Source organism: Erythrobacter sp. HA7-11, assembly GCF_055693605.1.
Window position 1 is genome coordinate 2,650,000 of sequence record NZ_JBVFUF010000002.1, and the last position, 22,991, is coordinate 2,672,990.

Consider the following 22,991-nt stretch of genomic DNA (forward strand, 5'->3'; position numbering starts at 1 on the left):
TGACGACCACTGTTTGCCGACACGCTTTTGAGTCAATACAATTGATAAGCTAACGACAGAGAATAAGAATAAATAAATTCGTCCTAATTCTCTACAAAACCCCCGTTTTTCGTTAGTCTGATTAGTTTACTTGACTAAAAAACGAATCAACTAGTGACTTCGTTTACCATAGATACGCATTTTTCCATGAATTATGTCATCGTTACTTTGTAAACACTGATTTCACAATTCGATCATGATACGCACTTTGTCAGGGGTCGTTCCAAGCACAGTAGCAATACGTAATCGGCTTTCCGCGATGACTGCCGCGCTGTCATCAGGCATCGAAGCGCCGGACAATTCATCCGAAGAAACGCCCAGAACTTCCGCGATGGCATCCAGTCGATCAGGCAGAGGGCGCGCCTTTCCCTTTTCCCAGGCCCACACTGTTGGCTTACTTACACCAAGATAATCAGCGACTTGAGCGAGGGTTAGGTTCCGCTCTTTGCGAAGCCGGGAAAGTTTGAGCCCTAGCGTCTCTCCAGTAAGCGGTGCCATGCTCAAGGGTGCACCTACATTGTCTGGCAACGGCGCCTCAGAGCGCAATTCAGCCGCTGCAAGCGCGGTACGAACTAAGTGCTTGTGCGAAGGCACAGCCAACCAAGGAACCGCTCACCCAAACCACCTCGGCCAGCACATCGCCGATCTGAGGCAATTCAACCTGCAGGGCTTCGCCGCTTTCGATAGGCAGTGTTGTTTCGAGTAACAGGCCAGTGGCAGAGATGTTGTGAACGGTTACGTTGGCGCTCACTCCGCCGGGCAAGACACCGCTCGTCTCAAGCCGCAGCTCTCGCCTCGGCTGATTACGTCCTGCGTCAGCTTGGGGATCGGCCTCCACCGGACCGAGATGTGCTTTCAAGACCATGTTCGCGACTCCTTTGCGAGCCGCAAATCTTTGCGAACGGAGTTAAGAAAGGGTTAGCAAATGGCACTTAACTCGACGAAGCGAAGGCTTAAGCGGGTCAACACCATTCGTCGCAGCTCGATCGGGCTGATCAGGCCGCTTCCTTGCCCGAATCCAGTCCATAAGCGGTGTGAAGGACACGAACAGCAAGCTCGGTCTCGTCTTCATCAATCAGCACACTAACCTTGATCTCTGAGGTCGAGATCGCCTGAATATTGATACCGCGATCGGACAGCGCACGGAACATATTGCTCGCAACACCGGCATGGCTTTTCATCCCGACGCCCACGACGCTGATCTTCGCGATCTTGCTGTCGGTAATGATCCGGTTGAAACCGATCTCGCTCATCCGGTCCTCAAGCAGCGCTTGTGCGCGAGCCAGATCAGCTTGCGGCACGGTAAAAGTCACGTCGGTTTCGCCTTTGTCGCGCCCGACGTTTTGAATGATCATGTCGACATTGATGCTGGCATCAGCAAGCGGCTCAAAGATATGCGCCACTGCGCCGGGCTTGTCTGGCACGCGGGTGAGGATGATTTTCGCCTCGTTCTTATCGTGCGCGATACCAGTTACGTGTTGGCGTTCCATATCGCCATTCTCCACTAGAGTGTCCATTTCCTCATCCGAGACGATGAGGGTGCCGGGGATTTGGTCGGCCGGGATAGCGTCGTCGCCGACAAAGCTCGAAAGCACCTGGATGCGCACGCCTGCTTTCATCGCCAGACCAACAGAGCGGGTCTGCAGGACCTTGGCCCCGACTGAGGCCAGCTCCAGCATCTCTTCGTAAGTGACCGCCTTTAGTTTGCGCGCCTTGGCAACAATCCTCGGGTCGGTGGTGTAGACTCCATCTACGTCGGTGTAGATGTCGCAGCGATCGGCCTTCACCGCCGCGGCAATGGCAACAGCCGAGGTGTCTGAGCCGCCGCGGCCCATTGTTGTCACGCGCCCCTCGTCCGAAATGCCTTGAAAGCCGGGGATGACCGCAATCTCGCCGTTTTCGAGAGCCTCGACCAGACCCGGTGCATCAATCGTATCGATCCGAGCTTTGGCGTGCGCTTCAATCGTCTTGACCGGCAGCTGCCAGCCGAGCCAGCTGCGCGCTTTGCAACCCAAGGATTGCAGAGTGAGCGCCAGCAACCCGCTCGTGACCTGCTCGCCGCTCGACACCACCACGTCATATTCCGCCGGATCATAAAGCGCGTTTGCCTCTCGGCAGAAATTGACCAACCTATCCGTCTCGCCCGCCATGGCTGAGACGACGACCGCTACCTGATGCCCAGCCGCAGCCTGCGCGCGGACGATATTGGCCACGCGGCGGATGCGCTCGGTCCCGGCCATTGATGTGCCGCCGAATTTCATCACTATGCGTACCAAGGCGTCAAAGCTCCTGCTGGTGAGAATCTTCGCGCGCTGTTAGGGGGAGCGCATGACAAAGGCAAATGTCTCGAATGTAACTATCCGGCCCGAAGAGGCGGAGCACTTCGCCTCGCTTGCGCGCGATTGGTGGAATCCCAAAGGCCCGATGGCTTCGCTGCATCAGGTCAATCCGGTTCGGCTGGAGTTTATTCGCGCCGGGATCGACACGCATTGGGGCGGTGATATTCGCGCTGCGCAGCCGCTTGCAGGAAAGACCGCGCTCGACATTGGCTGCGGCGCGGGGCTCGTATGCGAGCCGTTGGCACGGCTTGGCGCGCAGGTTACTGGTGTCGATGCGGCGGGCGAGAATGTCTCCGCCGCCGCCGCCCATGCCGAGGCGATGGGGCTCGACATCCGCTACATGGCGGGAGAGCTTGCCAGCCTCGATATCGGCGCATTCGATCTCGTCACCTGCCTCGAAGTGGTCGAGCATGTGGCGGACAAGCCCGCATTCCTCGCCAATGTCGCCGAGCGGCTTGCGCCGGGTGGCCTGCTGGTCATGTCGACGCCCAACCGCACCGCTGCAAGCCGCGTGCTGTTGGTCGGGGCGGCTGAGGCAGTCGGCTATGTGCCCAAAGGGACGCATGACTGGAGCGACTTCGTTACGCCAGAGGAACTTGAGGATTTGCTCAGCGATGCTAGCCTGCAAGTCGGCGAGCGACGCGGAATCGCCTATCGTCCCGGCAAAGGTCTGCACCTGTCGGACGATGAGGCGCTAAACTATATCCTTACCGCACGGCGCGATTGACCGTCTCCGCGGAACCGGGGTTATCGGCAAAGATACCGTCCACTCCAGCGGCCACAAGCAGACCTTGCAGCGCTGCGTGATTGCCATGCGCAGCATCGCCGCCATCTGATTTGAGTGGTGCGGGCAGAAACGCATTCTCCGGACGAAGCGTCCAGGCGTGCACATCCAATCCAGCCGCCTTGGCATCTGCCACCAGCGACGTCGGCGAGCCATCCGCGTTGAGGATCACTGAAATGTTCGCGCCCACCCCATCGGCATAAGTCGCAATCTCCTCCAAGCCTGATGGCGCGGTCATATCGGCGTAGCGCATTTGCGGCTCATCCGCCGGACCGCCCTCTGGCTTCACCAATTGCACCAGCTTGAAATCGCTGCGTTGGTTGAGCCGCCGCAAAGCGCCGACCTCGAAACTCTGGACGATCACTTTGTCATCGACGTTTAGGCCAAGCTGTCTGACATCGCGCAGGAAAAGGTCGACCAGATCAATCCCCGCCTCTTCCAGCAGGAACGTCGGATGCTTGAGCTCTGGATAGAGGCCGACCTTGCGCCCGGTCTCTTGCTCTTTCGCGCGCACCAGCCTCACAATCTCTTCAAAAGTCGGAACTTGATAGAGACCGTTAAAGGCAATGTTGGCAGGCCGCAGGTTGGGAATGCGCTCTTTCGCGCGCAGAGTATGAAGCTCTTCCAGCGTAAAGTCCTCGGCAAACCAGCCCGCAACGAGCTGGCCGTCGATCATCTTTTCGCGCTGACGGCTCTCAAACTCTTCGCGGCTCGAAACATCGGTGGTTTCCGACAGTTCGTTCTCGTGGCGCGAAACCAGCACCAGATCCTTGGTCGCGACCAGATCGGGCTCGATATAGTCCGCGCCCTGATCGATCGCGCGCTCGTACGCGGCGAGCGTGTGCTCGGGCCGCTCTGCGCTCGCACCGCGATGGGCGATCACGATGACATCGCTTTCAGCCATTACGGGAACCGGGGCTATCGTAGCGAGTGCAGCGGCGATCGTCGTTAAAACAAAGCGGACCATTCATCTTCCTTGAAACCTACCAATGTCCCACCGGGATATTCCACCACTGGACGCTTGATCATTGAAGGGTGCTGAACCAACAAGGCGACCGCTTTGTGACTGTCGACCGCATCGGCCTTCTCGGCGTCAGAAAGCTTGCGATAGGTCGTGCCGCGCTTGTTGAGCGCGACATCGACGCCATGCGATGCGATCCACTGCTCCAGCTTTGCGGGGTCAGCGCCTTCCTTCTTATAGTCGTGAAAGATGTAGTCATGCCCGTTCGCATCGAGCCACTTTCGCGCCTTTTTGACCGTGTCGCAATTGGGGATGCCATAGAGTTGGATTGTCATCGTCTTGTCAGCTTTCAAAAATCTCTGGTCAGATGCGCGTCGGCAATCGCCACCGCAAGTGCATCGGCAGCGTCCGCTCCAGCCAGATCGGCGCCGGGAAGAAGCACTTTGAGCATCGCCTGAACCTGCGTCTTGTCGGCGCCGCCCGTCCCAACGACCGATTTCTTTACCGAGCGGGCGGAATGTTCGTTCACGGATACACCTTGCGCACCGCAAGCTGCCAGCACTGCTCCACGCGCCTGCGCCAGTTTCAGCGTTGACTGCGGATTCTTGTTCACGAACACTTCTTCGCAGGCCGCGCGTGTCGGTGAATGCTCTGCGATCACCGCCTCCAGTGCGGTGACGATATGCGACAGCCGTACAGGCATGGCCGCCTTCGCATCGGTCTTGATCTGACCGTTGGCGATATGCGTGATGCGAGACCCCTCTGCACGGATCACGCCCCAGCCGGTGCAGCTGAGTGAAGGGTCAAGGCCGAGGATCAGCACTGGCGCAACTTCACAATCCGATCAACCATCCGAGCCGCCATGCAATCGCGAGCAGGAATGCTGCCCCTAGCCCGATGGCAAAGAGCCACTCGCGCCAAGTCACGCGTCCAGCTTGGCCATGACCTCATCTGAAATGTCGTAATTGCCCCAAACGGTCTGCACATCGTCGTCGTCATCCAACGCATCGACCAGCTTGAGCAGAACGCCGGCGTCTTTCTCGTCGAGTTCAACCGTCAGGTTGGGTTTCCACGCGAGCTTTACTTCCTTTGCTTCACCCAAAGCCGCCTCCAGGCTAGAGGCCACCCCATGAAGGTCTTCGGCTGCGGTCCAGATTTCATGGCCGTCGTCGGAGGACGAAATGTCCTCTGCACCGGCTTCCATCGCAGCTTCGAGGACTTTCTCTTCGTCGCCAGCATCGGCGCCGTATTCGATGTAGCCGAGCCGTTCGAATCCGTGTGCGACCGAACCTTCTGTGCCGAGATTGCCGCCATTCTTGCTGAAAGCGGTGCGCACGGCGGTGGCGGTGCGGTTGCGATTATCGGTCAGCGTCTCGACGATGATCGCGCTGCCGCCGGGGCCATAGCCTTCATAACGGACCTCTTCGTAATTCTCGTCATCGCCCGCGCTCGCTTTGTCGATCGCGCGCTGGATGTTGTCCTTCGGCATGGACTGCGACTTCGCGGTGTTGACCGCGAGCCGCAGGCGTGGGTTCATATCGGGATCGGGCGTGCCCATTTTCGCCGCGACAGTGATCTCGCGCGAAAGCTTGGCAAACAGGTTGGAGCGTTTCTTGTCCTGCGCACCCTTGCGGTGCATGATGTTCTTAAATTTGGAATGGCCTGCCATGGGATGTCATTTCGCCGAGTTGAATGATTGATAGCTGGGGCGCATTAAACCGATGAACGACAAGATCACAAGCCCCGTGTCGGTGGCATCAGGCGATGTGGACGCAGACGATCTGCCAACCACCTCCGATCAAAACACACCAAGCGTGCAACCGGTAAACCTGCGCGCGCAATGGTCCGACTTTTTCTCATTTCTAAAGCGCCCCCATCTGCCGGAGCAAAAGCGCGGCGGCTTGGGCGGACAGACTATTGCGACCCTGCGCATGCTGGTGCTCGATCTGATCGCAATGAGCCTATTGATGGCGGTTGCCGGAGCGGTGATGGTGTTCGGGTTCGAGATCCCGCGCACCGCACTCGCTGAAATCGAAATCACAGCCGCCATTGTCTTCGCGGTGGTGCTGGTCGCGCCATTGCTGGAGGAGCTTGTCTTCCGCAGTTGGCTTTCGGGCAGGCCGCGCTATCTCATCGGCTTCCCAATTGCCCTGATTGCCGGCGTTGGCGCCGCGATGGCCGGAGCGAACTCCACTGGCGACCAGGCAGAGATCGCATTGGGTGCGGCCATGCTTGGCGGCATTGTGCTCTACATGATCGCGGCAGCAATGCTTTGGAAACGCCAAGCGCCTGCATGGTTTAGAACAATCTTCGTCGCCATGTTCTGGCTTAGCACTTTGGCCTTCGCCGCCATCCATCTGCTCAACTTTAGCGAAGGCAATTTGGCCGCACTGCTCCCATTGATCCTGCCGCAATTTATCCTCGGCACAATGCTCGGCTATCTGCGCGTCAACGATGGCCTGTGGACGGCCATCGCACTGCATATGCTGCACAATGGCCTGATTATCTCGCTGGTGCTGGCTGCGACGAAAGCCGCGTCCTAGACTTTCACCGCCGTCCCGCTGGCAGAGACCATCAGCATGGAACCTGTGTCGCCGATCACTTCATAGTCAAGGTCAACGCCGACCACCGCATTGCCTCCGCGCGTCGCGCATTCGGCCTGCAGCTCCTCGATCGCCTGATTGCGCGCATCTGACAGGATACGCTCATAACTGCCCGAGCGGTACGCCCACGATATCGCGAATATTGGCGAACAGATCGCGGAACAGGTTGGCCCCGACGATCACTTCGCCGGTCACGATACCCAGATATTCCTGAATCGGTTGCCCTTCGAGTGTGGGCGTAGTGCTGACAGTGATGCCGCGCGCATCTTTCCATGGTCCAGCCATATGATAATCCTCCTGATATTGCTGTATTACCCATATAATACAGGCGGCGGAGATTTCAACGCAGGTCCCAAGGGCGAGCGATCAGCCGAGGCCGAGTGCCGCCTTATAGGTCTCAAGCACGGTTTCCATCTCGTTGCGGTCGTCAGGCTTCATCTTCCGCAGGCGCACAACCTGGCGCATGATCTTAGGGTCGTAACCGACGGCTTTCGCCTCGGCGTAGACATCGCGAATATCGTCGGCGATGCCTTTCTTTTCCTCTTCGAGGCGTTCGATGCGCTCGATCAAAAGGCGCAGGCGGTCATCGGTGGCTTCTGCCATGTCTGTAGTCTCCGAGAATCAGTGAAATTTGTGTTGTCGCTGCGATAGCGAGCGCGCCCGCTGGAATGAACCGGGGGTAAGAAGATTTCCTGTGTGTAGCTGTTGATGACCGCGCGCGGGCGCTAGTCCGGTCTATTCTTAGCGACGCTCGCTTGCATCGCCGCAAGCTGCTCTTCGGTTGCAGAGGTCTGCCGCGTGGCCTTCCACTCCTCCATCGGCATGCCGTGGATCAGCTCACGCGCCGCCGCTTTATCACCCTCAAATCCCGCATCGCGGATCCAGTCCGCCAGACAATTGCGGCAAAACCCGGATAGCCCCATCAAGTCGATATTCTGGGCATCGTGGCGATGCTGCAAATGCCGCACCAATTGGCGGAATGCCGCCGCTGCAACCGCATCATCAAGCTCGTCGAGCGCTTTCGAATTTGCAGACGCATTCGTATCCATATTCACCTTATCCTTGAGTTGAAATCCGCCTGTGCCATAGCTGCGATTATGAGCAAGAGCGATTTCGACCGAATGAACCCTCGTGGCCGCAAGGTCAAAATTTTGGCGACTGTCGGTCCGGCCAGCCGATCGCCGGAAATGCTGCGCAATTTGTTCAAGGCGGGGGCGGATGCGTTTCGCGTCAATATGAGCCACGGCGAGCATTCCGATCACGAAGCGACGATCAAGGCGATCCGCGCGATGGAAAAGGAATTCGCGCGCCCAATCGCGATCCTCGCCGACCTTCAGGGACCAAAGCTGCGCGTTGGTACGTTCAAGGATGGCAAGGCAGTAATTCGCCACTCGGGCCATTTCACGCTCGACCGGGACGAGGCACCGGGCGATGAGACGCGGGTCTGCCTGCCGCATCCTGAGCTGTTTGGCATTCTCGACAAAGGCCAACGGTTGCTGATCAATGACGGCAAGATCAAACTTCGTGTGATTGAGGCCAATGACGAGAAGATCTTCTGCTCGGCTGAAGTCGGCGGCGTGATTTCGGATCGCAAAGGGGTCAACGTTCCCGACGCCGAGGTCCCCATTCCGGCGCTGACTGACAAAGACCGCAAGGACCTCGCCTTTGCCGTCAAACACGGAGCGGACTGGATCGCGCTCTCCTTCGTTCAACGCCCAGATGACTTGGCCGAAGCACGCCGCCTGATCGGACCCGGCACTGCGCTCTGCGCCAAGATCGAAAAGCCGATGGCCGTGCACCGTCTCGACGAGATCATTGAGATGTCAGACGGCATCATGGTAGCGCGCGGCGATCTGGGCGTAGAGCTTGAGCCCTTCGAGGTTCCGCCGCTTCAAAAGAAGATCGTCAATGCGACGCGGGGCGCGGGCAAGCCGGTGATCGTCGCCACGCAAATGCTCGAAAGCATGATCGAAAGCCCGATGCCGACCCGCGCCGAAGTCTCCGACGTTGCCAATGCGGTCTATGACGGGGCGGATGCGGTGATGCTCTCGGCTGAAAGCGCTGCGGGCGACTGGCCAGAGGAATCAGTGTTGATGATGGACCGGATCGCCGATCAGGTCGAACACGACGAGGCCTATCTGGAACGGGTACGCTTCCTCGATACGCCGCCCGATGCGACGACCGCCGATGCGCTTGCACATTCCTGCATGACGATCGCTGACACTGTCGCGATCAGCGCAATCACAGTGTTCACTAGCTCCGGTTCAACCGCTCGGCGGGTCGCCCGCGAACGGCCTGATACGCCTATGCTCGTGCTCACCCCGAGTATGCGAACCGCGCGCCGGGTCGCCTTACTTTGGGGCGCGCATGCCGTTGCTACCAAAGACATTGGCAGCTTTGAAGAAATGATCGCGAAGGGTAAGCGGATGGCGCTGCGCCACGGCTTTGGCGAGGCTGGCAGCAAGCTGATCGCGCTCGCAGGCGTGCCGTTCGGAACACCGGGCAGCACCAATTTGCTCAATGTCGTCACGCTCAAGGGCGATGAGCTCGAAAAGCATTCCGAGTAGCGCGCGATCATGGATTTCGATGACCTGCTTCTGCGCTATTTCGCCGTTAGCGATCCGTCAGATATCGCTCCGGGCGCGCTTGAGGCAGGAACGGAGAAGATGCTGGTCGACCTGGGCCTTGAAAAAGACCGGGGCAAGAGGTTCGCGCTGTGGTCGTTGCTCTTTATGCTGGGCCGAGCGCCCGACCTTGATGTCGCATTCAAAGACGAAGATGATCGTGAGGCAGCGCGTAACTTTATGGATCTGATGGCCGGACTTGAACGCGAAGAGGGCTCCAACCCTCTTTGACCGTTCCAGCCGCTGCGCTTAGATGTTTGTCGACCTAGGGAGTCTCGCGAATGAAACGCTTTGTAGTATTGGCGGCAACGCATCTTGGCACTTTGGCAGTGGGATTTGCACTTGGAATCTACTTCCTTCCAATCCTAACCGCTCAACCTGCGCCCGCTGCAGCCACTCTGGAAGCCGAAGCGCAGGCGGCTGAATTCTCCGCAAAGCTGACCCGCGACTTGCGCGGCAGCGATGCGCTGCACTGGGGCGAAGGCACGATCAGCATCTCTCCAACAAAGATCGTGCACCAAGGCGGGCTGGCTCCCGGACCGGACTACAAGATTTATCTGACGAAGGAATTTGTCGAGCACGAGGACGAGTTCGAACCGATCAAATCCCAATCGGTACCGTAATCGGCGATGTGAAAAGTTTCGACGGATTCCTGCTCGACGTGCCGGCAGGCGTCGACGTCAATGAATACACGACGGTCGTTGTCTGGTGTGAAAGCTTTGGCGAGTTCATCACCGCCGCAAAGTACCGCTAATCGAGGTTTAGCGAACCAAGTTCCCGGTTACCTGCTCAAGCGCCAGCCGCCCTTTCTAGTCGCCGCCGCGCAACCTCTTCGCCAAGAACCGGGAGCAGATCGCCCATATCCGGCCCATGGTCCATGCCGGTCAGCGCCTGACGCAGCGGCAGGAAGAGCGCCTTACCCTTACGACCCGTGCTTTCCTTCAGCTTCCCAGTAAGCGTCGCCCACGGGTTGTCGCCCCACTCAAGCGATTTGGCCGCCTCGGCCAAGTAGGCACGGACTTCATCGGTAAATTCAGGCAATTCTACCGGTCCGGTGACAATGCGCCAATAATCATGCGCGCCGCCGACCGTTTCGAGATTGGGTCGGATCGCGCGCCACGCGTCTTCACCCATACCGTCAGGCAAGCGGTCAGAGACATCGGCAAAGTCGAGCTGGTGCACAATCGCCGCGTTAATCCGGTCCAGATCGGCATCGTCGAACTTGGCTGGCGCTCGGCCAAAGGTCGAAAGGTCGAACGTCTCCAGCAGCGTCTCGCGGCTCGCGATCGGCTCAACCGGCAATGATGTGCCGAGCCGCGCGAGCAAAGCGATGATCGCTTCGGGCTCGATTCCGCGCTCGCGGAACGCATCACAACCGAGCGAGCCGAGGCGTTTGGAGAGCTTACCCTCGCGACCCACAAGAAGCGCCTCGTGGGCGAATTTGGGCAGTTCGTTCTGCGCGCCCGATGCTGCAGCAAAGCCTGCAGCATAAAGTGCGGTAAACATCTGAATTTGAACGGCAGTATTAGAAACGTGGTCTTCGCCACGTAGCACTTGCGTGACACCCATTTCGACATCATCGACCGTGCTTGGCAACATATAGAGCCACGATCCATCCGCGCGCCGGATTACCGGATCAGAGAGCTGCACTGCATCGAATTTCTGCTTGCCGCGAACGCCATCTTCCCACTCGATCGGCTCATCATGATCGAGCTTGAAACGCCAATGCGGTGCGATCCCCTCGGCTTCCTTTGCTGCGCGCTCTTCATCGCTCAGCTTCAGCGCGCCGCGATCATAGATCGGCGGCAGGCCGCGCCCCAACTGCACCTTACGCTTAAGCTCGAGCTCTTGCTGGGTTTCGTAGGCAGGATAGATGCGCCCCGCTTCCTTGAGCACTTCGAACGCCGCGTCGTAACGATCAAGGCGAAGCGACTGCCGCTCTTCCATATCCGGCGCAATGCCAAGCCAGGCGAGATCCTCGCGAATGGCCTCGACATATTCTTCCTTCGAGCGCGCAGCATCAGTGTCGTCAATCCGCAGCAGGAACTTGCCGCCAGCTTTGCGCGCAAGCATCCAGTTGTGCAGCGCGGTGCGGATATTGCCAACATGAAGGCGGCCCGTGGGAGCGGGCGCAAAACGAGTAGTGTGTCTCATTCAGAATGCGCTAAAGTGTTTCGGCGGAGGACAAAAGCCATGAATTACAAATCTTCAGTTTTCGCGCTGTTTGCCGCAGCCTGCCTCACCCTTGGAACGAGTTCCTCCAATGCGACAACCTTCTTCGAAGAGGAGTTTGTGTGTCCGATCGGCGGCGAGAAGTTCAAAGCACAGGTCGTTGGGAGTAACTCTTCATTCGGACAGCGTCCTGATGGTCGGCCATATAGCCCGCTCCCCGTTTACCCTGTGATTGAATGCCCAGAGAACGGCTTCTTGCTCTTCGATGAAGACTTCACCGAAGAAGAGCTTGCTGCGCTCGCTTCCGCGATTGAAACGCCCGAATTCAAGGCCTTGCGCGAGACAGAAACGCAGCATTACCGGGTTTGGTGGCTTAAGGAGAAGGCAGGACGCGGACTAGGTTCTCAGGTCAGCTCTTTGCTTCAAGCAAGTTGGGAAACCGACGACAACTCGAAGCGGAAGGCTAGATACCAAACCAAGTTTGCTGAAACAGCAATAAAGTGGCCACGCAACGAAGATGATGCAGCTGATTGGTTTTGGTTGAACTTGCGGGCGGCAAACGCGCTTCGTGAGCTCGGGCAATTTTCCAGAGGACTGCAGTGGCTCGATTTTGTTATGCAGCCAGAACACCTGCCTAAAGACACAGATGCGCTTGAAGGCGCGAACCTCCTAGGCGGTGAACTACGCACTTTGCTCCAAGAAGAAAACAGATACTTTGAGCCTGCTAATCTCGTGCCGACCGAAAGTGCTGCGTTTCGTTGTGTGATTTCTCGGTCTGATTTGAGCCCGGTCGAGGTAAAAGTTTGCAGAAGTGAAGCGGTCGCCAAATTTGTAGAGAAATTCAGCTTTCAATCTGACGATGACACCGAGTTGACCGGCGAAGCTGCAGTACGAGCGGCGAACCAGAAATGGAAAATAGTACCAATTGGATCATAGGGGCTTGTCAGAGGCCAACCGAGTGAAGGCGTAGAAGCTTAAAGGCTACGACCACGAAAAACCCCGCCGAAGCCTGCGCTCCAGCGGGGTCTTTCAAGTCAGCAGCCGAGGCGATTACTCGGCAGAGGCATCGCCTTCCGGAGCAGCCGGAGCGGCTCCGCCACCCATCGCTGCTTTCATCGCTTCTTCGCTCGATACCGGATCAGCTTCCGGCTCTTTCTCAGCTTCGCCAGCAGCGGCCAGAGCCTCTTGCTGCTTCTTCCACTGAGCCTTGAGCGCGGCATCACGGCTTGATGCGGTAACGCGCATGCGGTTCATGCCCGCACCAGTACCAGCCGGGATCAAGCGACCTACGATCACGTTCTCTTTGAGCCCGATCAGCGTGTCCTTCTTACCCTCGACCGAAGCTTGGGTGAGAACGCGCGTCGTCTCTTGGAACGAAGCCGCCGAGATAAACGAACGGGTCTGCAGCGAAGCCTTGGTGATACCGAGCAGGATTGGCGTGCCGGTGGCAGGCTTCTTGCTCTTCGTCAGCTTGCTGTTGATCTCGTTCATTTCTTCAAGGTCAACCTGCTCGCCCGGCAGCAAGGTGGTGTCGCCACCATCGGTGATCTCAACCTTTTGCAGCATCTGGCGAACGATCACCTCGATGTGCTTGTCGTTGATTTTCACGCCCTGCAGTCGGTAGACTTCTTGGATCTCATTGACGAGATATTCGGCAAGCGCTTCCACGCCCATCACTTCCAGAATGTCATGCGGGTTCGGCGAACCGGAGATGAGCGTATCGCCCTTCTTCACAAAGTCGCCTTCCTGAACGTCGATCACCTTGGTTTTGGGGATCAGGTACTCGACTGGATCTCCTTCCTCGGGAACGATCGCGATCTTGCGCTTCGCCTTGTATTCGCGAACGAATTCGATCTTGCCGGAAATCTTGGCGATGATCGACACGTCCTTCGGCATGCGCGCCTCGAACAGTTCGGCAACACGCGGCAAACCACCGGTGATGTCACGGGTCTTGGCAGCTTCACGCGATGCACGCGCAAGGATGTCACCCGCCTCAACCGTCTGGCCGTCTTCCACCGACAGGGTGGTGCCCGGAGCCAGCATGTAACGCTGTGCTTCGGTCTCACCATCATCGGTCTGACCTTCGCCGAGAAGGGTCATGCGCGGACGCAGGTCTTCCTTCTTCTTGCGGTACGGTTGCCCGGTTTTCGGTCACGACACGTTGAGCGATACCGGTTGCATCATCAGTGCGCTCCTCAAGGGTCGTACCCTCGACGAGGTCCTGATACTTAACCGTACCCGATTGCTCGGTGATGATCGGCAGAGTGAACGGATCCCATTCAGCGAGACGATCGCCTTCCTTCACCTTGGCGCCATCCTTGAAGTGCAGAACGGTACCGTAAGGAACCTTGTGCATTTCGCGCTCACGGCCCTCGGCGTCGATCACAGCGATTTCACCGTTGCGTGCGAGCGAGAGGATGCGGCCCTTCTTGTCGGTGATCGTTGGCATGTCGCGCAGTTCGATCTTACCGTCGGAGATGGCCTCAAGGTGCGAGGTTTCGTTGAGCTGTGCAGCACCACCAATGTGGAAGGTCCGCATGGTCAGCTGGGTGCCCGGCTCACCAATCGACTGTGCAGCGATGACGCCTACAGCTTCACCGATGTTGACGGGAGTACCGCGAGCAAGGTCACGGCCATAGCACTTGCCGCAAACGCCCTGCTCCGCTTCACAAACCAGCGGCGAGCGGATCTTGGCAGACTGGGTTTCAGCCGCCTCGATTTCCTTCACCATCGGTTCGTCGATCAACGTGCCAGCCTTGACGATGACCTCGCCGGTCGCAGCGTTGACGATATCCTCTGCCGTGGTGCGGCCCAAGATACGCTCACCAAGCGAGGCGATGACCGAACCACCTTGAACGATGGCGCGCATTTCGAGCGCATTGTCGGTCTTACAGTCCTCTTCAACGATGACGCAGTCTTGCGACACGTCGACCAGACGGCGGGTCAGGTAACCCGAGTTTGCCGTCTTCAGAGCGGTATCGGCGAGGCCTTTACGCGCACCGTGGGTCGAGTTAAAGTATTCAAGAACGGTAAGACCTTCCTTGAAGTTCGAGATGATCGGCGTTTCAATGATCTCGCCCGAAGGCTTTGCCATCAGACCGCGCATACCGGCCAGCTGCTTCATCTGCGCGGGCGAGCCACGCGCACCGGAATGGCTCATCATATAGATCGAGTTGATCTGCGATTCCTTGCCATCCTTGTCGAACTTCTGCGACTTGATCTCTTCCATCATGGCGTCGGCCACCTGGTCACCACAACGGCTCCATGCGTCGATCACCTTGTTGTACTTCTCTTGCTGAGTGATCAGACCATCTTGGTATTGCTGCTCATAATCGGCGACCAGCTTCTTGGTCTCTTCGATCATGCCTTCCTTGCTGTCAGGAATGATCATGTCGTCCTTGCCGAAGCTGATGCCGGCCTTGAACGCGTGACGGAAGCCAAGGACCATGATCGCGTCAGCGAACAGGACCGTGTCTTTCTGGCCGGTATGACGATACACTTGGTCGATCACATCGCCGATTTCCTTCTTGGTCAGAAGGCGGTTGATGATGTCGTAAGGAACCTTGTGGTTCTTGGGCAGACATTCACCGATCAGCATGCGGCCAGGGGTCGTGACAAAGCGCTTCATCACCACATTGCCATCTTCATCAGCCTGCGGAACGCGGGCGATGATCTTGGTGTGGAGGGTGACCGACTTGGTCTCAAGTGCTTGGTGCACTTCGGCCATGTCGCCGAAGCGCGGCAGTTTTTCGACCTTGGTGCCATCCTTCTCTTCGATGAATTCAGGGCTCTTTTCCTGACGTTCCATCGAGAGATAGTAGAGACCGAGGACCATGTCCTGCGAAGGCACGATGATCGGCTTACCATTGGCGGGCGAGAGGATGTTGTTGGTCGACATCATCAGCACGCGCGCTTCTAGCTGCGCTTCGAGCGACAGCGGAACGTGGACAGCCATTTGGTCGCCGTCGAAGTCGGCGTTAAAGGCCGAGCAGACCAGCGGGTGAAGCTGGATCGCCTTGCCTTCGATTAGCACAGGCTCGAATGCCTGGATGCCAAGACGGTGAAGCGTTGGCGCGCGGTTCAGCAGAACCGGGTGCTCACGGATCACTTCGTCGAGGATGTCCCAGACTTCCTTGCGCTCCTTCTCAACCCACTTCTTCGCCTGCTTCAAGGTCATCGAAAGACCCTTCGCGTCGAGACGGGCGTAGATGAATGGCTTGAACAGCTCGAGCGCCATCTTCTTTGGCAGACCGCACTGGTGCAGTTTAAGCTCAGGCCCGGTCACGATGACCGAACGGCCTGAATAGTCGACGCGCTTACCGAGCAGGTTCTGACGGAAGCGGCCTTGCTTGCCTTTGAGCATGTCGGAAAGCGACTTCAGCGGACGCTTGTTCGCGCCCGTGATGACACGGCCACGACGACCATTGTCGAACAGGGCGTCAACGGCTTCCTGCAGCATACGCTTCTCGTTACGGACGATGATGTCCGGCGCGCGCAGCTCAATCAGGCGCTTCAAACGGTTGTTCCGGTTGATCACGCGGCGATAGAGATCGTTAAGATCCGACGTTGCGAAACGGCCGCCATCCAGCGGCACCAGCGGGCGCAGCTCTGGCGGGATCACAGGGATCACTTCGAGAATCATCCATTCCGGACGGTTGCCCGAGTCGATGAAGCTTTCAACAACCTTCAGACGCTTGATGATTTTCTTTGGCTTGAGCGCGGACTTGGTAGTCGCGAGCTCTTCAAGCAGGTCTTCACGCTCCTGCTCAAGGTCGAGATCCATCAGCATGACCTTGACGGCTTCCGCACCGATATCGGCAGAGAAGGCGTCTTCGCCATACTCGTCCTGCGCTTCGAGCAGCTCGTCTTCGCTCAGCAGCTGGAATTTCTCAAGCGGGGTCAGGCCCGGCTCGATCACCACATAGCTTTCGAAGTAGAGAATGCGCTCAAGCTGCTTGAGCTGGATATCGAGCAGCAAACCGATGCGCGAAGGCAGCGACTTCAAGTACCAGATATGCGCAACCGGAGCGGCGAGCTCGATGTGGCCCATACGCTCACGGCGCACCTTGGTGACGGTGACTTCAACGCCGCACTTCTCGCAGACGACGCCCTTGTATTTCATGCGCTTGTACTTGCCGCACAGGCATTCGTAATCCTTTACCGGACCAAAGATGCGCGCGCAGAACAAGCCGTCACGCTCTGGCTTGAACGTACGGTAGTTGATCGTTTCCGGCTTCTTGATTTCGCCGAAAGACCACGAACGGATGCGCTCTGGCGAGGCAATGCCGATCTGAATCTGGTCAAAGGTTTCCGGCTTGGCCAGCTGGTTGGTGAATTTTGTCAGTTCATTCATGACTTGGTTCCCTCAGGGGGTGAAATCTCTTGGGTGGCGAAGTGGAAGGGGCTGAGCGCCCGTTCCCTTATTCCGCCGCCTCCGGCCATTCGTCTTCGTTTTCTTCGCCGTCAGACAGCGACTTCAACTCGACGTTCATGCCCAGCGAGCGCATTTCCTTCACGAGCACGTTGAAGCTTTCCGGAATGCCGGCTTCGAAAGTGTCGTCGCCTTTGACGATTGCTTCGTAGACCTTGGTCCGGCCAACAACATCGTCCGACTTGACGGTGAGCATTTCCTGCAAGGTGTAGGCAGCGCCGTAAGCTTGCAGCGCCCAGACCTCCATCTCACCGAAGCGCTGACCACCGAACTGCGCCTTACCGCCCAGCGGCTGCTGAGTGACGAGCGAGTATGGACCGATCGAGCGAGCGTGGATCTTGTCATCGACCAGGTGGTGCAGCTTGAGCATGTAGATGATGCCCACTGTAACCTTACGGTCGAAGGCTTCACCAGTGCGTCCATCGAACAACGTCGACTGACCCGAGCTATCGATACCGGCCTTCACCAGCATGTCCGAAACGTCTGCTTCGCGCGCACCGTCAAACACCGGCGTACCCATTGGGACGCCCGCAGACAGATTGGACGCGAGCTCAACGATCTGCTCGGTCGAACGGCTTTCCAGATCATCGTGATACTGGTCACCGTAAACGTCCTTCAGACGCTCAACAACGGCCTCAGGAGGCTTGGCCTTCTTATAGTCTTCAGCCGCATTCGGGTTGGCCGCTTTCCACTCTTCCAGCTTCTCAGCGATGTCCATACCAAAGCCGCGAGCCGCGAAACCAAGGTGGGTTTCGAAGATCTGACCGACGTTCATACGCGAAGGCACACCAAGCGGGTTGAGAACCACGTCAACGGCGGTTCCGTCTTCTAGGAACGGCATGTCTTCCACTGGCAGGATGCGAGAGATCACGCCCTTGTTGCCGTGGCGGTCGGCCATCTTGTCCCCTGGCTGAAGCTTGCGCTTCACCGCGACGAAGACCTTGACCATCTTGAGCACGCCCGGTGCGAGTTCGTCACCACGCTCAAGCTTCTCTTTACGATCCTCGAACTTGGCATCGATCAGCCCGACTGCATCATCGTACTGCGACTTGACCGCCTCAATCTGAGTCTGGCGCTTGTCTGCGGCGACCGCAAACTTGAACCATTCATGCCGCTCAATGCCTTCCAGCGCGTCAGCGGTAATCTTGTCACCTTTCTTGAAGCCCTTTGGTGCGGCAGATGCTGTCTGGCCGACAAGCATATCGCGCAAACGGTTGTAGGTCGCACGGTTCAGAATCGCACGTTCGTCGGCGGCATCCTTGCGCAGACGCTCGATCTCTTCGTTCTGGATCGCCCGCGTTCGGTCGTCGATCTCGATACCGTGACGGTTGAACACACGAACTTCGACGACAGTCCCTGCTACACCTGGTGGCAGGCGCAGCGAGGTGTCGCGAACGTCGGATGCTTTCTCACCGAAGATGGCGCGCAGAAGCTTTTCTTCCGGCGTCATCGGGCTTTCGCCCTTCGGCGTGATCTTGCCGCACAAGATGTCGCCCGGATGCACTTCCGCACCGATATAGACGATGCCCGCTTCATCGAGGTTGCGCAGAGCTTCCTCGCCAACATTCGGGATGTCACGAGTGATGTCTTCCGGGCCAAGTTTCGTATCGCGAGCCATGACTTCGAATTCCTCGATGTGGATCGAGGTGAAGACGTCGTCTTTCACGATGCGCTCGGAAATGAGGATGCTATCCTCGTAGTTGTAGCCATTCCACGGCATGAACGCGACGAGGCTGTTCTTGCCGAGCGCCAGTTCACCCAGATCGGTCGAAGGACCATCGGCGATGATGTCACCAGCTTCGATCACTTCACCAACCTTCACCAGCGGACGCTGGTTGATGCAGGTGTTCTGGTTCGAACGCTGGAACTTTTGCAGTGTGTAGATATCGACGCCCGATTGGCCAGGCTCGACATCGCCCTGCGCGCGGATCACGATCCGGGTCGCATCGACCTGATCGACGATACCGCCGCGCTTGGCAGCAATCGCAGCGCCGGAGTCGCGCGCAACCGTTTCTTCCATGCCGGTTCCGACCCAAGGCGCTTCCGCCTTGACCAGCGGCACGGCCTGACGCTGCATGTTCGAGCCCATCAGCGCGCGGTTGGCGTCATCGTTTTCCAAGAACGGAATGAGCGATGCCGCAACCGAAACGAGCTGCTTTGGCGAAACGTCCATGAGCGTGATTTGCTCATTCGGCGCCATCAGGTTGTCGCCCGCCTGACGAGCCGAAATTAGCTCCTCAACGAACGAACCATCTTCCTTCAGCTCAGCCGAAGCCTGCGCGACGGTGTGCTTCTGCTCTTCCATTGCGGAGAGATAGATAACCTCGCTCGAAACCTTGCCGTCCTTGATCGTGCGATAAGGCGTTTCGATGAAGCCATATTTGTTCACGCGGCTGAACGAGGCCAGCGAGTTGATCAGACCGATATTCGGGCCTTCCGGCGTTTCAATCGGGCAGATACGACCATAGTGGGTCGGGTGAACGTCGCGGACTTCAAAGCCAGCGCGTTCACGCGTCAGGCCACCTGGGCCAAGCGCCGAAACGCGGCGTTTGTGCGTGACTTCAGACAGCGGGTTGGTTTGGTCCATGAACTGCGACAGCTGCGAAGAGCCGAAGAATTCACGGACAGCCGCAACAGCTGGTTTCGCGTTGATGAGGTCGTTCGGCATAACAGTCGAAACATCGACGCTGCTCATGCGCTCTTTGACTGCACGCTCCATGCGCAGCAGGCCGACACGGTACTGGTTTTCCAGCAGCTCACCGACCGAGCGAACACGGCGGTTGCCGAGATTGTCGATGTCATCGACTTCGCCCTTGCCGTCCTTCAGGTCGACCAATTCCTTGACCACGGCCAAGATGTCTTCCTTGCGGAGCGTGGTCACAGTGTCTTCGGCGTCGAGGCCGAGACGCATGTTTAGCTTTACACGGCCAACAGCGGACAGATCATAGCGCTCACCATCGAAGAACAGGCCTTCGAACAGAGCTTCTGCGGTTTCCTTGGTTGGCGGCTCACCCGGACGCATGACCTTGTAGATCGCTTCCAGACCTTCGTCGCGGTTTTCAGCCTTGTCGACTGCGAGCGTGTTACGGATCCAAGGGCCCGTGTTTACTTCGTCAATGTCGAGTAGCACGAGGCTGTCGATGCCAGCGGCATCCAGCTTCTCGAGGTTTTCAGGCGACACTTCTTCGCCCGCCTCGATATAGATGCGGCCCGTACTCTCGTCGATTAGGTCGCGCGCGGCATAACGGTACCGATCACTTCCTCAGTCGGCAGTAGCAGGTTCTTGAGGCCATCCTTGGCCGCCTTGTTGGCAGCACGCGGGCTGATCTTCTGGTTGGCGGCGAAGACTTCTTCGCCGGTCTTGGCATCGACCAATGGGAAGGCCGGCTTCTGACCGCGCCATGCTTCGGCGTCAAACGGGATTTTCCATCCGTCTTTCGCGCGGTCCCACGTGACCGTATCATAGAAGTGGTGCAGGATTCCTTCGCTGTCCAAGCCCAGCGCATAAAGCAGCGCCGTCACCGGCAGCTTGCGCTTACGGTCGATCCGGACGTTGACGATGTCCTTGGCGTCGAACTCAAAGTCGAGCCATGAGCCACGATACGGAATGACGCGGGCAGCAAACAGCAGCTTGCCGGAAGAATGGGTCTTGCCGCGATCGTGATCGAACAGCACGCCCGGCGAACGGTGCATTTGCGATACGATAACGCGTTCGGTGCCGTTGATGATGAACGTGCCGTTATCCGTCATGAGCGGCATGTCGCCCATGTAAACATCTTGCTCTTTAATATCGAGAACCGAGCGGGTTTCGGTTTCCTGATCGACTTCGAACACGATCAGGCGCAAAGTCACCTTCATCGGAGCAGCATAGGTGATGCCGCGCTGACGACACTCGGTGGTGTCGTATTTCGGGTCTTCGAGTTCGTAGTGAACGAAGTCGAGTTCCGCAGTGCCGGCGAAGTCACGGATCGGGAATACCGAACGCAGGGTCTTTTCGAGACCTGAGACGTATCCGGTTTCTTTGTCCGAGCGCAGAAATTGCTCGTAACTCTCGCGCTGAACCTCGATCAGGTTCGGCATGTCGACGACTTCATGGATATCGCCGAAGATTTTACGGATGCGCCGTTTCGCCGTGCCCTTGGCGATCGCCTTAGACTTGGTGGGCTTTGCTTTGGTTGCCATGGAGGAGAAGTGCCTCTTTATTTATGGCGGGACCCGGAAGAAGGCCCAGCCGCTCAATTTCGAACGCTTGCGTTGCGCGAGAATTCAGCCCCATTTCAAACGCACAAAAGGCCGCGAACAAAGACAAGCCTTTCTGGCCCGCAATGCTGCAGCTCAAAAATACGTCGCGAATATGGAACTCGCCGCTTCCATTCCTAAGCCGATCCCCGCGTATGAATCAGCTTTGCTCGAAGCGCGGTCGAAAAGCCATGTAGGAATTGTCGCCCCGGGCGTCAACCGCTGGAAACCACCAAGGCCTGTGGCGATCAGATTAGCTGTACTGATCGCGCCATCTGCACAGTCTAACCCCACCGTCAATATCCGATTTTCAATATGTCGCATATTGTTTTTCAATATTATTGATTGACAATAAATCGAATCGCTCCTAGATCCGAATTATCGAATTTCAATAACGCCTATCAAGGAGAACGATATGTCAAATGTATTCACCCACTCACTCGCCGTTGTCGCCGCGCTGGTTCTCACGCTCGGTTCAATCGGCACCATCATCACGGTTCCGCCGGCACAGGCAATGTCGCCCGTGGCCATGGTTGAACTGGCCTGACCTTAGAACACCTGAAGGAGGATCACGTGAAGAAGTTCAGTTCAGACCCACTGTTGCTGGCAGGCCAAGTGCTAGCTCTTATCATTCAAGGGCTGATGGCGTTTGTCGCTGTCGTCCTGGCGATACTCACCCCCTTCGTCCTGTTGTTCCAGGACAAGATCAACGCCGAAATCCAAGCGGAGCACGCGCAGACGCTCACTGCGTTTCCCGCCTTTCCGCTTGCGGCGCTGTTTCTGGCGATTATCGCGGTGGTAGCGCTCATCTTCTTTTTCTTCTCTAGGTTGCGCGCGATTATCGGCACGGTTGGCGATCGAGATCCCTTCGTGCCTGAAAACGCTGATCGGCTTAGTACGATGGCTTGGCTGCTGCTTGCAGTGCAGGTCCTGATGATACCGGCTGCTGCCATTGGGTTGATGGTCGCAGAATGGGCCAAACAGATTGAGGACAGTTCATTCAACATGGATGCCGGGTTCGATTTGACCGGGATCATGATGGTCATCGTTCTCTTCATTCTCGCCCGCGTTTTCAAACAAGGCGCAGCGATGCGCGAAGACCTGGAAGGAACGGTCTGATGCCTGCCGACGAAGAAGGAGCAACAATAATGGTCAAACTCGACGACCTGCTGCACGAACGTCGCATGACGCTGACCGAGCTAGCCGAGCGCGTAGGCCTCACCCTCGCGAACCTCTCGATCCTGAAAACCGGCAAGGCCAAGGCGATCCGCTTTAGCACCCTCGCCGCGATTTGCCGCGAGCTGGAGTGCCAGCCAGGTGATCTGCTCGAATATAGCGTAGGTGAATAGCATGCGATGTAAGGGGCGGCAGCAAAGCCCGCCCCACTCGCAAGCCAGATAAGTAATTGGAACCATTCGCCGCCTTGCCAGTTTCAAATGTATTCGCTGAAACAACATTTACAGGGGTTCATTATGAAATTCTCAGCACTGGCAATTCTTCCCGTAGCTCTAGCTATCTCGGCATGTGACGGCCCAGCCGAAGAGGCAGGCGAGGCGCAGGACGACATCACCGAAGCAGCAGGTGAAGTTGTCGAAGAGCGCGCTGAAATGGTAGAGGCGCAAGCCGATCTCGCTGAAGAACAGGCCGATGCCGCGACAACCGAAGCTGGCGAAATGGAACTTGAGCAAAAGGCTGAGCGCCTCGAGCAGAAAGCCGACGAATTGGCCGAGCAAGCGGACGGTATGTAAGGTTTGGCTTGACTCAGACCTGAAATCTCTTAGAGGCCCGCCACTGACTGG

Annotated in this window: 24 protein-coding genes and 2 pseudogenes; 12 read left to right on the forward strand and 14 right to left on the reverse strand. The window is 57.6% G+C overall.

The features are described from left to right. Positions 1-222 precede the first annotated feature (222 nt). From ACZ1GU_RS13545 to ACZ1GU_RS13555, 3 genes are all read right to left on the reverse strand, one after another. The gene (locus tag ACZ1GU_RS13545; RefSeq protein ID WP_472648482.1) at positions 223-537 is read right to left on the reverse strand and encodes a helix-turn-helix domain-containing protein; all 315 of its coding nucleotides are present in this window, start codon (positions 535-537) and stop codon (positions 223-225) included. Positions 538-586: 49 nt separating this feature from the next. After that, the gene (locus ACZ1GU_RS13550; RefSeq protein ID WP_472648483.1) at positions 587-904 is read right to left on the reverse strand and encodes a PilZ domain-containing protein; all 318 of its coding nucleotides are present in this window, start codon (positions 902-904) and stop codon (positions 587-589) included. A 130-nt stretch (positions 905-1,034) separates the two neighbouring features. Next, positions 1,035-2,315: an aspartate kinase gene (locus tag ACZ1GU_RS13555; protein ID WP_472648484.1), complete on the reverse strand. Its 1,281-nt coding sequence runs from the start codon at positions 2,313-2,315 to the stop codon at positions 1,035-1,037. 52 nt (positions 2,316-2,367) lie between these two features. Here ACZ1GU_RS13555 and ubiG point away from each other — a divergent pair, with 52 nt between their 5' ends. Continuing rightward, positions 2,368-3,105: a bifunctional 2-polyprenyl-6-hydroxyphenol methylase/3-demethylubiquinol 3-O-methyltransferase UbiG gene (gene ubiG, locus ACZ1GU_RS13560; RefSeq protein WP_472648485.1), complete on the forward strand. Its 738-nt coding sequence runs from the start codon at positions 2,368-2,370 to the stop codon at positions 3,103-3,105. On the opposite strand, the gene ACZ1GU_RS13565 is transcribed toward ubiG, so the two are convergent. The 4 genes from ACZ1GU_RS13565 to ACZ1GU_RS13580 all read right to left on the reverse strand — a co-directional run bounded on the left by ACZ1GU_RS13565 (position 3,086) and on the right by ACZ1GU_RS13580 (position 5,792). Continuing rightward, the gene (locus ACZ1GU_RS13565) at positions 3,086-4,129 is read right to left on the reverse strand and encodes a glycerophosphodiester phosphodiesterase family protein (protein WP_472648486.1); all 1,044 of its coding nucleotides are present in this window, start codon (positions 4,127-4,129) and stop codon (positions 3,086-3,088) included. The two genes, ubiG and ACZ1GU_RS13565, sit on opposite strands and share 20 nt — an antisense overlap. After that, the gene (locus tag ACZ1GU_RS13570; protein ID WP_472648487.1) at positions 4,111-4,458 is read right to left on the reverse strand and encodes an arsenate reductase; all 348 of its coding nucleotides are present in this window, start codon (positions 4,456-4,458) and stop codon (positions 4,111-4,113) included. Before ACZ1GU_RS13570 ends, ACZ1GU_RS13565 begins: the two co-directional genes overlap by 19 nt. A gap of 14 nt (positions 4,459-4,472) precedes the next feature. Then, complete coding sequence (ruvC, locus tag ACZ1GU_RS13575; protein ID WP_472648488.1) at positions 4,473-4,946, reverse strand: crossover junction endodeoxyribonuclease RuvC; 474 nt, start codon at positions 4,944-4,946, stop codon at positions 4,473-4,475. Positions 4,947-5,045: 99 nt separating this feature from the next. Beyond that, positions 5,046-5,792 carry a YebC/PmpR family DNA-binding transcriptional regulator gene (locus ACZ1GU_RS13580; RefSeq protein WP_472648489.1) on the reverse strand — a complete coding sequence of 249 codons (747 nt, stop codon included), beginning with the start codon at positions 5,790-5,792 and terminating at the stop codon, positions 5,046-5,048. Between the two features lie 52 nt (positions 5,793-5,844). Here ACZ1GU_RS13580 and ACZ1GU_RS13585 point away from each other — a divergent pair, with 52 nt between their 5' ends. After that, complete coding sequence (locus tag ACZ1GU_RS13585; protein WP_472648490.1) at positions 5,845-6,666, forward strand: CPBP family glutamic-type intramembrane protease; 822 nt, start codon at positions 5,845-5,847, stop codon at positions 6,664-6,666. Here ACZ1GU_RS13585 and ACZ1GU_RS13590 read toward each other — a convergent pair. From ACZ1GU_RS13590 to ACZ1GU_RS13600, 3 genes and pseudogenes are all read right to left on the reverse strand, one after another. After that, positions 6,663-7,011: pseudogene (locus ACZ1GU_RS13590) on the reverse strand (heavy metal-binding domain-containing protein). The gene ACZ1GU_RS13585 and the pseudogene ACZ1GU_RS13590 sit on opposite strands and share 4 nt — an antisense overlap. Before the next feature lie 81 nt (positions 7,012-7,092). Further along, positions 7,093-7,329 (reverse strand): DUF2312 domain-containing protein, encoded by a 237-nt coding sequence (locus ACZ1GU_RS13595; RefSeq protein WP_472648491.1) that lies wholly within the window; start codon positions 7,327-7,329, stop codon positions 7,093-7,095. A gap of 122 nt (positions 7,330-7,451) precedes the next feature. Continuing rightward, entirely contained in the window at positions 7,452-7,775 is a 324-nt protein-coding gene (locus tag ACZ1GU_RS13600; protein ID WP_472648492.1) for a DUF1244 domain-containing protein, read from the reverse strand. A 48-nt stretch (positions 7,776-7,823) separates the two neighbouring features. On the opposite strand from ACZ1GU_RS13600, the gene pyk reads away from it, so the two are divergent. The 4 genes from pyk to ACZ1GU_RS13620 are packed head-to-tail and all read left to right on the forward strand — an operon-like array spanning position 7,824 to position 10,104. Beyond that, entirely contained in the window at positions 7,824-9,293 is a 1,470-nt protein-coding gene (gene pyk / locus ACZ1GU_RS13605) for a pyruvate kinase (RefSeq protein WP_472648493.1), read from the forward strand. Between the two features lie 9 nt (positions 9,294-9,302). Continuing rightward, on the forward strand, positions 9,303-9,581 hold the full coding sequence (locus ACZ1GU_RS13610; protein ID WP_472648494.1) for a hypothetical protein: 279 nt from the start codon (positions 9,303-9,305) through the stop codon (positions 9,579-9,581). A gap of 50 nt (positions 9,582-9,631) precedes the next feature. Next, complete coding sequence (locus ACZ1GU_RS13615) at positions 9,632-9,973, forward strand: hypothetical protein (RefSeq protein WP_472648495.1); 342 nt, start codon at positions 9,632-9,634, stop codon at positions 9,971-9,973. Positions 9,974-9,981: 8 nt separating this feature from the next. Next, entirely contained in the window at positions 9,982-10,104 is a 123-nt protein-coding gene (locus ACZ1GU_RS13620) for a DM13 domain-containing protein (protein WP_472648496.1), read from the forward strand. Positions 10,105-10,139: 35 nt separating this feature from the next. Here ACZ1GU_RS13620 and gltX read toward each other — a convergent pair whose 3' ends face one another. Then, positions 10,140-11,504, reverse strand: a complete 1,365-nt coding sequence (gene gltX, locus ACZ1GU_RS13625; RefSeq protein WP_472648497.1) for a glutamate--tRNA ligase — start codon at positions 11,502-11,504, stop codon at positions 10,140-10,142. Positions 11,505-11,543: 39 nt separating this feature from the next. Between gltX and ACZ1GU_RS13630 the strand changes: the two genes are divergently transcribed. Continuing rightward, positions 11,544-12,458, forward strand: a complete 915-nt coding sequence (locus ACZ1GU_RS13630) for a hypothetical protein (protein WP_472648498.1) — start codon at positions 11,544-11,546, stop codon at positions 12,456-12,458. 114 nt (positions 12,459-12,572) lie between these two features. Here ACZ1GU_RS13630 and ACZ1GU_RS13635 read toward each other — a convergent pair whose 3' ends face one another. The 3 genes and pseudogenes from ACZ1GU_RS13635 to rpoB form a co-directional block, all read right to left on the reverse strand. Next, positions 12,573-13,622, reverse strand: coding sequence for a hypothetical protein (locus ACZ1GU_RS13635; RefSeq protein ID WP_472648499.1), 1,050 nt, complete (start codon positions 13,620-13,622; stop codon positions 12,573-12,575). Next, on the reverse strand, positions 13,591-16,875 hold the full coding sequence (rpoC, locus tag ACZ1GU_RS13640; protein WP_472648500.1) for a DNA-directed RNA polymerase subunit beta': 3,285 nt from the start codon (positions 16,873-16,875) through the stop codon (positions 13,591-13,593). The genes ACZ1GU_RS13635 and rpoC overlap by 32 nt, the downstream gene beginning before the upstream one ends. A 67-nt stretch (positions 16,876-16,942) precedes the next feature. Further along, positions 16,943-21,135: pseudogene (rpoB, locus tag ACZ1GU_RS13645) on the reverse strand (DNA-directed RNA polymerase subunit beta). Between rpoB and ACZ1GU_RS13650 the strand changes: the two are divergent. The 5 genes from ACZ1GU_RS13650 (at position 21,032) to ACZ1GU_RS13670 (ending at position 22,940) form a co-directional block, all read left to right on the forward strand. After that, positions 21,032-21,541: a hypothetical protein gene (locus tag ACZ1GU_RS13650; protein ID WP_472648801.1), complete on the forward strand. Its 510-nt coding sequence runs from the start codon at positions 21,032-21,034 to the stop codon at positions 21,539-21,541. The pseudogene rpoB and the gene ACZ1GU_RS13650 overlap by 104 nt on opposite strands. A gap of 66 nt (positions 21,542-21,607) precedes the next feature. Then, a complete protein-coding gene (locus ACZ1GU_RS13655) occupies positions 21,608-21,739 on the forward strand; it encodes a hypothetical protein (RefSeq protein WP_472648501.1) in 132 nt (43 codons plus the stop codon). Positions 21,740-21,765: 26 nt separating this feature from the next. Continuing rightward, positions 21,766-22,311, forward strand: coding sequence for a DUF2975 domain-containing protein (locus tag ACZ1GU_RS13660; protein WP_472648502.1), 546 nt, complete (start codon positions 21,766-21,768; stop codon positions 22,309-22,311). Continuing rightward, entirely contained in the window at positions 22,311-22,541 is a 231-nt protein-coding gene (locus ACZ1GU_RS13665) for a helix-turn-helix domain-containing protein (RefSeq protein ID WP_472648503.1), read from the forward strand. The genes ACZ1GU_RS13660 and ACZ1GU_RS13665 overlap by 1 nt, the downstream gene beginning before the upstream one ends. A 123-nt stretch (positions 22,542-22,664) precedes the next feature. Further along, positions 22,665-22,940, forward strand: coding sequence for a hypothetical protein (locus ACZ1GU_RS13670; RefSeq protein WP_472648504.1), 276 nt, complete (start codon positions 22,665-22,667; stop codon positions 22,938-22,940). Positions 22,941-22,991 lie beyond the last annotated feature (51 nt).